Source organism: Nonomuraea diastatica (assembly GCF_004349015.1).
Classification (GTDB): Bacteria; Actinomycetota; Actinomycetes; order Streptosporangiales; family Streptosporangiaceae; genus Nonomuraea; species Nonomuraea diastatica.
Window position 1 is genome coordinate 42,587 of sequence record NZ_SMKP01000054.1, and the last position, 12,077, is coordinate 54,663.

The following is a 12,077-nucleotide window of genomic DNA, read 5'->3' on the forward strand; positions in this document are numbered from 1 at the left end:
TTCGATGAACCCTCAATCGGTGATGCATCCATGAGGCCAGTCGACCTGGCGCGCGAGCACGGCCTGTCCACGCAGGCGATCAGGAACTACGAGGACGCCGGCATCCTGCCCGCCGCCGAACGCACCGTCCACGGCTATCGCACCTATACGCCGCTGCACGCCCAGGCCCTGCGCGCGTTCCTCGCCCTCGTGCCCGGGCACGGCCACCAGACGGCCACGTCGATCATGCAGGCGGTCAACCGGGGTGCCACCGAGGTCGCGCTGCGGCTCATCGACGAGAGCCACGGCCTGCTCCTCGACGACCGGCGCACCCTCCAGGCCGTCGAAGCCGCGCTCCGCGACCTGGCGCCCGTGCCGCAGGAGCGCGGCGACACGTTCATCGGCCCGCTGGCCAGGAGGCTCGGCGTCCGCCCCGCCACCTTGCGCAAATGGGAGAACGCCGGGCTGGTCCGGCCGCACCGCGATCCGCGGACGGGCTACCGGGTCTACAACGCGGCCGACGTACGGGACGTCCGGCTGGCCCACCAGCTCCGGCGGGGCGGCTACCTGCTGGAGCAGATCGCCCCGCTGATCGCTCAGGTCCGCTCCGCCGGAGGCGTCGCCCCGCTGGAGTCGACTCTGCGCGACTGGCAGGCCCGCCTGTCCGCCCGGGGCCGCGCCATGCTCAAGGGCGCCGCCGACCTGGACGCGTACCTCCGCGCCCGCGAACCCTGAGGCCGGGTCACCAGCAGCCCATCGTGCCGGAGAATGCTCACGGCGCACAGGGAACTTCTTCCGGTGGCCCATCCGGTAAGTGACATTCCGTGAGCAGACTGGGAATTGCGCGATTATATCTGGATTCAGATGTACATCAAAGAGGTTTTATGGGTTTACATAAACCGTTTCCGTTTCTAACATCGCCTTCATGGGAGCGCTCCCAAACGCCGATCCGGCGATGAGACCGCAGCTACGCGACGACGTACGGTTCGTCGAATGCCCCGACGGTGCTTACGTGCACAGCGACTACGGTGCGTGCACACTCCGAGGGCGGCAGGCGTACGCCTGGCTTGCCAGGCTGGCACCCGCCCTGACCGGCCGCCACACCCTGGCCGAACTCACGGCGCACCTCACGGGCGACCGGCGAGCCATGGTCGAGCGGCTGGTGGGCCAGCTCGCCGAGCAGCGATTCGTGGTGGACGCCCGGCAGGCGCGGCCGCACGGGCTGACCGGCGCGGAACTGCGTGCGTACGCGGAGGAGATCGCCTTCATCGGCTACGCGCTCGATTCGCCGGAGTCGCGGTTCGAGCGGATACGTCGTACCCACCTGGTGCTGACCGGCGCGGGGCCGCTGCTGGAGGCGCTGGTGGGGGCGTGTGTCGGCTCGGGGTGGCAGCGGGTCACGGTGGTCTGTCCCGCTCCCGAGGCGGCCGGCCGGGCCGCGGACGCCGCCCGGCGCGACCCTGGCCAGGAGATCAGGACGCTCTCCTTCGCGGGCGACGCCGATGTGCCTGGCCGCACGACCGCCGGGAGACCCGATGCGCCCAGCCCGACGACCGCCCGCGGCGCCGACGCGGCCGGCCGGACGATCGCCCGTGATGCCGACGTCGTGCTCCAGGTGAGTGCCGACCTCGACGAGCTGGTGGCGACGGCCCGCGCCTGCGAGGCGGCCGGGGTCGTGCTGGGGCAGGTCCTCGTCGCGCCCACGGAGGTCTGGCTCAGCCAGGTGGGACGGCCCACGGTGACAGCGGCGGAGTCGGGCTGGCACCGGCTGGCCGGGCTGCCCGCCGCGGTTCCGGTCGCGCCGGAGGAGGACCTGCTGACCGGCCCGGTGCCCACCGTGGTCGCCGCCATGGCGGCGCTCGCGTGTTTCGCTCACGTGACCGGACTCGACACGGGCTCGGAACGCATGCTCACCAGGGTGGACCTGCGCACTCTCGACACGGCCCCGCACCGGTTCCTGGCCCATCCCCGGGCGGGCGCGCGTCCTGGCGGAGGCCCGGAGGCGATCAGGGAGCTGACGGAGGCGGTGGCGACCACCGCGCAGGCCCGGACGCCGACGACCGCCGGACCGGCCGAAGCGCCGATGACCGCCGGACCGGCCTGGGCACCGGCGACTACCCCGCTGGAGAAGGCGGCATCAGCTGTCGACACGGAAGGACTGCTCGGCCTCGCCGCCGAACTGGTCGACTCCCGGCTGGGGCTGCTCGGCATGCTGGACGAGCAGGCGCTGGCGCAGTCCCCGCTGGCCGTGTGCCAGGCGGTCGTCTCCGATCCGTTCGGCGTGCTTCCCGGCTGGGCGCCGAGACCGCAGGCGTACGGCTGGGGGCCCGATCAGCGCACGGCCCGGCTGCGCTGCCTGCTCGCCGCCCTCGCCACGTACGGCCTGCTGGCCCTCCACCCCGGCGAGGAGGAGGTGGTGTGGGGCGTGGAACTGCCGGGCGGGCGGCCCGGAGCGGGACGGCGACGCCCCGTGCCCAGAGCCGGCCTCCGGCTCGCCGGCACCGGTACGCCGCACCCGCCGGTCGGCGCCGGCGCCGGCTTGAGCTGGCCGGAGGCGCTGGCCGCCGGCCTGCGGGCCCACTGCGAGCACCTGCTGGCCGCCCGTCTGCCGGCCACCCCTGATGACCACACCGACCCCGATGGGTCGATCACCCCGGCGGATGCGACCGCACCGTCCGCCTTCTCATCGCCGGCCGTGGACCGCGCCGGGGCGGGCGCGGCGTTGACGCCTTCGGAGGATCCGGTCGCCGAGGCGTTGCTGCGCCAGCTCACGCTCGCCGGTGAGACCCCGCGGATCAGCGACCACACAGCCGTCCTCGGGGTGCCCGCCGTCGCCCTGACGGTCCCGGGCCGGGAGGTGCTCGTGTCCGTGGCCGCCACCGTCCCTGAGGCGCTGCGCGACGGCCTGGAACGGCTGCTGCTGCGCTGGCAGTCCAGGACCGCCGGGCAGCACGCGTACGCCGAGGCCCGTCCCCTCTGGCCGCCGGACGGCGACCGGTCCCAGGCCGTGCGGACGATGGCCGGGGCCCTGCGCCGCGCGGGCAAGGTGCCGGTGGCGGTGCCGCTCGACGGCGATCCCGAGGCGGCCAGGCTCCTGCCCTTCGTCACCCGAGTCGTCCTGCTCGATGACTGAGGCCGCCATCACCACGGTCCCGTCCGCCGCGGACCCTGACCTGGTGACAGTGCTGGGCGAGGGCCGCCTGCACGCGGCCATCCGAGAAGCCCTCGCCGGCGGACCGGGAGGCGGCGCGATCGTGGTCGCGAGCGACGCCGACGACGTGCGGCCGTACCCCGGGGTGGCGCGACGCGCGGCCGGGCGGGACGTGCCGTGGTTGCCGGTGCGTGTCGAGGCCGGCTGGGCGCTGGTGGGCCCGGTGGTCCGCCCGTCCCGGCCCGGCTGCCCGACCTGTGTGGGACGCAGGCGCGCCGGCAACCGGCCGGACGCGGTGGCACGTGACGCGCTGCGCGCGCGGTGGGCCGCCGACCTCGACTCGCGGCCCACCGCCCTGCTCACCCCACTCGTCTCGCGTACGGTCGCCGCGCTGGTCGCCGACGAGGTGCGCCGGCTGCGACACGACCCCGGCTCCGCGCGGACCGTGGGCGCGCTGCTGAAGGTCCGCCTGCCGACGGCCGCGGTGCGCCGCCATCCGTTCCTGCCGGACCCCCTCTGCCCGGACTGCGGCGCGCGCCCGGACGACGGCCCGCATTCCGGACGGTACGTCCCGGGTCCGGCGCCCAAGCCGGACCCGGCGACGTTCCGGGTCAGCGGGATCAGCGGCCGGGAGGCAGAGCTGGAACAGCGGTTCGTCGACGCGGAGACCGGCATCGTGCAGGCCCTGATCGCGGAGGAGCGCGGCGGCGGCCCGATGGCGGTCGCCCGGCTCAGCCCGGCCCGCACCGAGCACGAAAGTCACCACGGCTACGGCCGCAGCGACGACTTCGCCTCCGCGCGGGCCACCGCCGTCGCCGAGGCCCTGGAGCGTATCGCGGGCATCCACCCACGTAGCCGGCGGACCACCGTACGCGCCGCGTACGCGGACATCGCCGACCACGCCCTCGACCCCCGCACGCTGGGCCTCTATCCCGACGACTGGTATGACCAGCCCGGTTTCCTGTTCACCCGCTTCATCCCGGAACGCCCCACGACCTGGGTGTGGGCGTACTCGTTCGCCCGCGACGCCCCGGTGCTGGTTCCGGAGAGCTACGCCTTCTTCGGCCCCCGCCCCGCGGACGACCTCGGGTTCGCCTACGAGTGCTCCAACGGCTGCGCCCTGGGCGGCCACCCGGCGGAGGCGATCCTGTACGGCCTGCTGGAGGTGGCCGAGCGGGACGCGGCCCTGGCCACCTGGTACGCCCGGATGCCCATCCCGCGGGTCGACCTCGGCTCGGCGGCCGACCGCCGCATCCCGATGCTCGCCCAGCGGGTGCGGGACCGGCTGGGCTACGACGTGCACGCGTTCGCGGCGCTGCTGGAGCAGCGGGTGCCGGTGTTCTGGGTGATGGCCGTCGACGCGCTGGGCGGGCCGGACCGGCCGCGTGCGCTGTGCGGGTCCGCCTCGCACCTGGATCCGGAACGAGCGCTCCGCCGGGCGCTGGAGGACCTGGCACCGATGTTGTCCGGCCATGTCGAACGCTACGACCCGGCGTCGTCGGCGCGGCTGGCGGCCGACTCCGACGAGGTGCGGCTGCTGGAGCACCATCCGCTGGCCTACGGCCACCCGGACGCGTCCGCCCGGCTGGGTTTCCTGCCGCTCGGAGGATCCTCGCTGACCGTGGCCGAGGTGGCGGCCCGGGTGGGCTGGCCAAGGCACGACGACCTCTGCGCGGACCTGGCCGAGCTGGCCGGGCGCTACCTGGCCGGCGGGCTCGACGTGATCTCCGTCGACATCACCTCGCCAGAGGCGCGGGCGTGCGGCCTGTACGCCGCGAAGGTCATCGTGCCGGGGACGATGTCCATGACCTTCGGGCACCGCTACCGGCGCGTCCACGGCCTGCCGCGGCTGCTGAGGCTGCCGCGGCTCCTCGGCCACCGGGACCGTGACCTGCGGCCCGAGGAGCTGAACCCGTACCCCCATCCGTTCCCCTGACCGGTCTCCACGGAGGAAGCGAGGCAGACGCCGAGTGCACACGACCACGGCGACGAGCGCGCCAGGCGCGGCCACGAGCCGCTACCTGGCCGCCATGCGGAACCGGGGAGCGCTGTCCATCGACTGGGCCGCCGCGCCGACCCGGCACAAGCGCTACCCCGGCGCCGAACGTGTGCGGCTGCCCTGGACCGCCGGTGACGGCCCGGCTCCCGGCCTGCTCGGCGAGCTGCTGCGGAACCTGCTCGGCATGACCAGGATCGTGTGGTCCCACCACCTCGACGACGGCGGCGAGCCTGTGGGACGGCCGCCCATGCTGCTCACCGGCCGGCCCGCGCCGTCGGGCGGAGGGTTGTACCCCATCGAGGCGTACGTGGCCGCGGGCGGGCCGCACCTCCCCGGCCTGCCCGCCGCCCTCTACCACTACGACCCGGTGCACCACGTCCTGGAGCGCGTGCGCGATGACGACCACGTCCCGGCGCTGACCGCCCTCCCCCCGGACGGTGTTGCGGCGGACATGGCGATCGTCCTGTCCGCGGTGTTCTGGCGGTCGATGTTCAAGTACGGCGACTTCGGCTACCGCCTGATCTGCCAGGAGACCGGCGTGCTCGTGGCCCAGGCGCTGGCCGTGGGCGGGCGGCTGGGGCTGGCCGGCCGGGCCCGCCTGCGGTTCCCGGACGGTGAGGTCGACCGGCTGCTCGGTCTCGACGGCGTCCGGGAGGCCGCGCTGGCCGTCCTCACGTTCACCCTGCCGTCCGGCGGGGCACGGCCCCCGGACGCCGGGCAACCACCGGCCTCCTCCCCACCGGCCTCCTCCCCGCCGGGCTCGTCCCTGGCCGGGGAGCTGATGTCCCGGCCGGTGGCCGATGAGAGCAGGCCGCTGCCCAGAGCGATGCCCGACGGCCACGCCGCCGCCTTGCACCGGGCTTGCGCGTTCGCCTTCCCCGGTTCGCCGCGCTCCGCGGACGCGCCGTACTCACCCGGCTCGCCGGCGCCGGCCGGTGTGCCGCGGCCGCGGCCGCCGGTGCGCGCGGGCCGGGCACTCCCGGCTCCCGAGCCCGCGATCGGTGCCCACCCGGCCGCGGGGGTGCCGCGCCGTACGTCCCCGGTGACCGGCTACCGTCCGGTGCCGCTCTTGGGGAGGGCGCTCGGCGCGGTGCTGGCCGCGGCCGGCGGCGGCTACCCGGCCGACCTGCCCGGCGCCGCGACGGGACCGGCCGCGACCGCGCTGTGCCTGCTGTCCCTGCGGGTGGACGGGCTGCCCAGCGGCGCCTACTGGTACGACCCGGCACGGCACACGCTCCACGAGCTGGCCGGGGCCGGCGAGGTGGACGCCGTGGCCACCGGGCGGTTGCTGGCCAACACGCGGGTGGCGCTGCGCGGGGCCGCCGCCGCGCTGGTTCCGGTGGGCGATCCGCTCGCGGGCGCGCGCCCGTTCGGGGACCGCTGGTATCGCATGCAGCAGATGGAGGCGGGCCTGGTCGCGCAGCGGGCCGCGCTGGCCGCCGCGGCGCTCGGCCTGGCCGCGCGCATCCACTCCGACGGCGCGAACGAGACCACCGACGAGGTGCTCGGCCTCGCCGGAACCTCCCTGAGGAGCCTGTCCTTCCTGGCGATGGGCACCCCACCGACCGGCGGGCCCCTGGTGGCCCGCCCCATCCCGGTCCTTGCCGACGAGGAGGTGATGCCGGCTCCGACGACATCGTGACCCGTTCGGATCAACCGTGTTCATCAACTCAATCCCAATGTCAGGAGACACACATGTCGGAGAACCTCAAACTCGACCTGCGCGGCCTGGACGTCGACTCCATCGATGTCGTGTCGGCCGACTCCATCGTGGCGGAAGGGCACGGCACCATCGAGACCGGCGCCTCGTCCTCCCCCGGCTACTGCTCGTCGTATCTGACGGCGATGAGCTGCTGGGCTCCGGAGCTGTAGAGCCGGCGTCGGCCCTCCGGTGAGCTTCGTACGGCCACCGGTATGACGAGCAGGGCCGAGGGCGCCCGTGCCGTGGGCGCCCTCGGCCCCTGACGAACCCCTTCGAGGAGCGCGTTCCTTTGACCCATGTAGCGCACGCCGTCCCCGTCGCGGGGGACGGCGACTCTGCCGGGCTCGCCGATCCCGATTATGCCCTGTCGCCCGTTCTGGCAGTCCGCGTCGCGGGGCTGCCGGTGGCCGGTCTCGACCGGATGCGCTGCACCCGGACGTGGCGGCTGGTGGACGAGCTGGCGAACGTCTCGGCCCGGCTGCGGCGGGAGGGCGCGGAGCTGTCCGCTCCCCTGCACGACGTGATCGGCGGCGTGGCGGCGGGCCCGCTGAAGTCCGGGCTGGTGGCGCTGCGGCGCGCGGTGTTCGCGGGGCGCCGGCCAGGCGGCCTGGCCGCGTCCGCCGAGGTGCTGGCGGCACTGCCCGTGGACCTGGCCGCCCGGATCGGCGCGTGGACCACCCTGCGGCAGCGCGCGGAAAGGTTGCGCGCCGCGCTGCCCGCCGTGCTGGCGGAGGAGTCGCGGGAGAAGACGGCGGTGTTGCGCGAGGCGGTGTCCGACGCCGGCTTCCGCCATGGCCTCGCCCAGGGCAGCACGGTCCTGGCCGGCCGCCTCGAAGCCTGGCTCGCCGGCCCCGCCGACCGCCCGCCGGACCGGCAGGAACTGCTGCGGCTGGCCCGCTACCTCGCCCGGGCGAGCGTCAAGACCAGCCCGTACGCCACCTTCACGCTCAGCGGCCTGGGCCGGTGGGAGGCGGACGGCCCCGCCGTGCGGACCGGCGGCGAGCCCGCCTGGCACGTCATGGCCGAGCTGGACCGGGCGGTCCTGCGCCCGCTGTGGGCGGCGCTCACCCGGCATCGGCGGGTGCGGGAACGGGCCCGCTTGCGCGTCAATCCGTCCGCCACCGACGACGGCGACCGGATCTGGTTCCTCGGCTTCGGGCACGGCGAGCCGCTGTCCGGGGTGGCCGCGAGCCCCGCGGTGCGGGAGGCTCTCGCCTGGGTGCGCGGGAGGGACGTCGCCACCCTGGCCGCCGCTCCGGGGATCGAGCCGCTGGTCGACGCGGGGCTGCTCGAACTGGTCCCGCCGTACGACGAGCAGGGCGCCGACCCGGTGGGACGGCTGGCGTCGTGGCTGGCGGAGGACGGCCCGGCGCCGTACGCGCAGGCCGTCGGCCGGGTCGCCGAGGCGCTGCGCGACGGTGCCACCCAACCCGGCGACGGCGCGCGGTCGGCCGGGGTCGTGCGGGCGGCGTTGAGCGAGGTGCTGCCGCCAGGGCCGTCACTGCCCGGCAAGAACCTGCTCTGGCACAGCGCCGTCATCCCCGGCGTCGCCGGACGGCTGAGCGCGACGGCCTGGCGCGGGGTGTGCGACGACCTCGACGCGCTGCGCGGGCTGCTCGGCCTGTTCGACCCCGACCTGCCCGTCAAGATCGCCGCCACCGCGTTCTTCCTGGACCGGTACGGCCCCAGCGGGCGGGTCCCCGCCCTGGACCTCTACCGCGAGATCCACAGGCAGGCGCCTGGCGAGGGCGGGACGCTGCTGCGCGGCATGCTGCGCGACCCGGTCGCGGGCACGCGCGCGGTGCCGGGCGCCGAGCACCCGCCCGGCCTGACGCGGCTGACCGAGGTGCGGCGGAGCTTCTGGGAACGGGCCGGCGCCGGGCCCGGCGACCGCGAGCCGGTGGACCTCACGGCGTCCCGCCTGGCCGCCATGGCGGAGAACTGGCCGGGCTTCGTCCGGCCGCCGGGATCGATCTGCTGTTACCTGCAGGCCGTGCCAGGGCCCGGCGGCGTGCGCGCGGTCGTCAACTCGGTCTCCGCCGGGTACGGGCGCGGGCTGTCGCGGCTGCACCGGCTGGTCACCCTGGCGGGCGGCGAGGCGCCGCCCGCCGCCGGGCTACGGGCGGCGCAGGGCGACGTCATGGTGGCCGAGTGCCGCGGGCTCGTCGGCGGCGGCCTCAACGTCCGCCCTGCCACGGCCGACCTCGCCCTCGATCATCCCTTCACCGCTCCCGACGCCCGACTCCCGCGGGTCGCGCCGGCGGACCTCACGGTCGGCCACGACCCCGGGTCCGACCGGCTGACGTTGTTCGACGGCGCTGGCCGCCCGGTCAAGCCGGTCCACCTGGGCATGACGGCCCAGTACTGGCTGCCGCCGTGGTTGCAGTTCCTGGTGCGGGCGTTCGGCGAGCCGTCCACGGCGATGGTGCCCGGCTGGGTGTTCCGCACCCGGGCCGAGGCACCGGCCGAGGGCGTCGTGGAGCGCTGGCCGCGGATGGACCTCGGGCGGGTGACGGTCGCGCGGGCGGTCTGGCGGCTGCGGGCCGGCGCGTTCCCGGTGCCGGCCAAGGGCGAGGGTGAGGCCGCGTACCTGCCCAGGCTGGCCGAGTGGCTGGCGCTGCACGGAGTGCCCCGCCGGTTCTTCGCCCGGGTGGTGGATCTCCGGCGCGGCCTGCTGGCGGGGCTGCTGAGCAAGGACCGCAAGCCCATGTACGTGGACGTCACCGACCTGCTGCTGCTGACCGGGTTCGTCCGCACGCTGCGCGACCCCGGCGCGCTGCTGGTGCTCGAAGAGGCGCTGCCCGACCCCTACCAGGCGCCCCGCTACGGCGCGGGCGGCCGGGTCACCGAGTACGTCGTGCAGCTCTCGGGGAGGCCGGGCCGATGACGGCGGCGCGGGACGACGCGGGCGCCGGGGACGGCTGGGTCGGCGTGCACCTGTTCCATTTCGGCGACCTCGACCCGCTGATCACCGGCGTGGTGGACCCGGTGACGCGGGAGCTGGCGGCGGACGGCACCGCGCGCCGCGCCTTCTTCCTGCGCTACTGGGAGGGCGGCCAGCACGTGCGGCTGCGTCTGGAGGTGCCGGACCCGGCGCGGCGGCAGCGCGTCCAGGACCTGGCACGCGAGCGGGCGGCGGCCCACTTCGCCGCCCACCCGTCTCCTTCCGTCGACGCGGCGGCCTACCGCGCCTTCGCCGCCGCCATGGCCAAGGGCGAACGGCGTACGCACTACGACGAGCGGCTGCACCCCGCCGGCTCCGTGGCGTTCATCGGCTACCGGCCCGAGTACGAGGCGTACGGCGACGCCGCCTGCGTGGCCGCCGCGGAACGGCACTTCGCGGAGTCGAGCCGGCTGGCCCTGCACGTGGTGCGCGCCGGGACGGAGATGGGCCGGCGGGCGGCGATCGGGCTGGCCGCGCTGACCATCGCGGCCGCCGCGTGCGAGCCCGACCTGCCGGCCGCCGCGCACCGCCTGGCCGCGGCCGCCCGCGAGGCGCCGCGCCCCAGGGTCGCCCCGGAAAGCGAGGAGGATTGGCGGCGCCGCGAGAACGCCCTGCTCGCCCAGACGCGCAGGTTGTGGGACACACCCGAGTCGGGCGGCGGCCTGCTGGCCGCGTGGGCGTCGTCGGTGGGCGCGCTCCGCGACGACCTCGACGCGCTGCACTCCGCCGGCCGATGCGCGCCGCTCGACCCGGGCTCGCCCCACGCGTTCTTCGCCCTGGCAGCGCCGCCGGAGCGGCGCACGGTGTCGCTGATCCTGATGCGCTGCGCGCACCTGCTCCACAACCGGCTGGGGCTGCGCGCCGGAACCGAGCAGCACATGTCGTTCCTGGCGGGCCGTGCCATCGCCGGCCTCGCCGACTCCCGGAGGTGGTCCCCCTGACCGGCTTGCCCGATTCCGACCCTCCCACCTGGCACTGCGTGCACGTCCACTACCACGCGCCGGACAAGGACGGCCTGCTGCTGGACGCCGTGCGGCCGCTGCTCGAAGAGCTGCGCGGCCACGTGGCGGCAGCGTACGTGCTGCGCCACTGGCGGCAGGGCCCGCACCTGCGGATCAACGTCAAGGCGGCGCCGGCCGTCTGGCGGCGGGTCGTGCGCCCGCGCGTCTCCGAGGCCGTCGGCGGCTACCTGCGCGAGCACCCCTCGACGGCCGCGCTCGACCCGGCCGAGAGCCTGGCCAGGCACCGCCTGCTCGCCATGCGGGAGCAGGAGCGCGGCCCGCTCACGCCGTGGCCGCCGGACAACTCCATCCGCGACGCGCCGTACGACTCGCGCCGGCACGTGCTCGGCAGCGACGAGGCGGTGGACCTGCTCACCGCGTTCTACGTCGATGCGACCCCGCTGCTGTTCGGCATGCTGGAGCACGTGCGCGCGGGCCGCGACAGCAGGATCGGGCTGGCGCTGAGCCTCATGCTGACCATCGCGCACACCTCGCAGCGCATCGACCGCAGCTACCTGTCGTTCCGGATGCACGCGGAGGGGTACCTCACGTGGGCGGCCGACCCGGAGGGCGCCCGCGCGTCCTTCGACCGCACGTTCAGGGAGCGGCGCGCGGCCCTGACGGAGCGCGTACGAGAGGTCGTCGCCTGCCTGGACGACGGCGGCGCCCCGGCCGTCCCGTTCGTACGGGAGTGGGCATCCCTGCTGGAGCAGTACCGGAGGCGGGTCGTGGCACTGGACGACGGCCGCCTGATCCAGCCGATGATCGAGCCGGGCGAGGCCCTCCGGGTGCGGCCGGGCGACCCGCCGGCGCCACACCGTGAGCCGAGCGAGCTGCAACGCCTGGTCTTCGACAACCCCGCCTACCACGAGGCGATCTTCGCGGACCCGGCCTTCCGGCGCTACCGGGTGCTGCTCAACTACACCTACCTGCACCTGACGCGGCTCGGGCTCACCCCGCTCGACCGGTTCAGGACCTGCCATCTGCTGGCCGACGCGGTGGAGGACGTCTACGGCCTGTCGGGGCTGGACGCGCTGCGCCGCTTCGCCGGCCGCCCCGCGACCGCCCGATGACACCGGCCCCGCGAGGGCCGTACGGCCTGGAGGTTGCGGGCGACGGCGACGCCTGAGCGGCGGAGGCGGCCCCCGTCCCGGCACGGGGGCCGCCTCCTTTCTGCTAGAGCGGTCCACGTGCGTGACCGTGTATCTCCAGGTAGTGCTCCATGCTCTGGACGAGGGAGCGGGCGTCCGGTGACGACGAGCCGGGTGTCCGGCATCGCCGGACACCCGGCGGCCGGGATG

Annotated in this window: 8 protein-coding genes; all 8 read left to right on the forward strand. The window is 75.4% G+C overall.

All coding sequences use genetic code 11. The features are described from left to right. Positions 1-30: 30 nt before the first annotated feature. The gene (locus tag E1294_RS20220; protein WP_132510324.1) at positions 31-714 is read left to right on the forward strand and encodes a TioE family transcriptional regulator; all 684 of its coding nucleotides are present in this window, start codon (positions 31-33) and stop codon (positions 712-714) included. A 190-nt stretch (positions 715-904) separates the two neighbouring features. Then, on the forward strand, positions 905-3,112 hold the full coding sequence (locus E1294_RS20225) for a hypothetical protein (protein WP_132510326.1): 2,208 nt from the start codon (positions 905-907) through the stop codon (positions 3,110-3,112). Then, positions 3,105-5,066: a TOMM precursor leader peptide-binding protein gene (locus E1294_RS20230; protein WP_132510328.1), complete on the forward strand. Its 1,962-nt coding sequence runs from the start codon at positions 3,105-3,107 to the stop codon at positions 5,064-5,066. The genes E1294_RS20225 and E1294_RS20230 overlap by 8 nt, the downstream gene beginning before the upstream one ends. Positions 5,067-5,100: 34 nt before the next feature. Continuing rightward, on the forward strand, positions 5,101-6,771 hold the full coding sequence (locus E1294_RS20235) for a SagB family peptide dehydrogenase (RefSeq protein ID WP_132510330.1): 1,671 nt from the start codon (positions 5,101-5,103) through the stop codon (positions 6,769-6,771). A 53-nt stretch (positions 6,772-6,824) separates the two neighbouring features. Beyond that, positions 6,825-7,001 (forward strand): hypothetical protein, encoded by a 177-nt coding sequence (locus E1294_RS52820; RefSeq protein WP_165974659.1) that lies wholly within the window; start codon positions 6,825-6,827, stop codon positions 6,999-7,001. Positions 7,002-7,120: 119 nt separating this feature from the next. After that, a complete protein-coding gene (locus tag E1294_RS20240) occupies positions 7,121-9,718 on the forward strand; it encodes a lantibiotic dehydratase (RefSeq protein WP_132510332.1) in 2,598 nt (865 codons plus the stop codon). Next, positions 9,715-10,716, forward strand: coding sequence for a lantibiotic dehydratase C-terminal domain-containing protein (locus tag E1294_RS20245; RefSeq protein WP_132510334.1), 1,002 nt, complete (start codon positions 9,715-9,717; stop codon positions 10,714-10,716). Before E1294_RS20240 ends, E1294_RS20245 begins: the two co-directional genes overlap by 4 nt. 5 nt (positions 10,717-10,721) lie before the next feature. Then, entirely contained in the window at positions 10,722-11,849 is a 1,128-nt protein-coding gene (locus tag E1294_RS20250; protein WP_165977389.1) for a thiopeptide maturation pyridine synthase, read from the forward strand. The last annotated feature ends 228 nt before the right edge of the window (positions 11,850-12,077 follow it).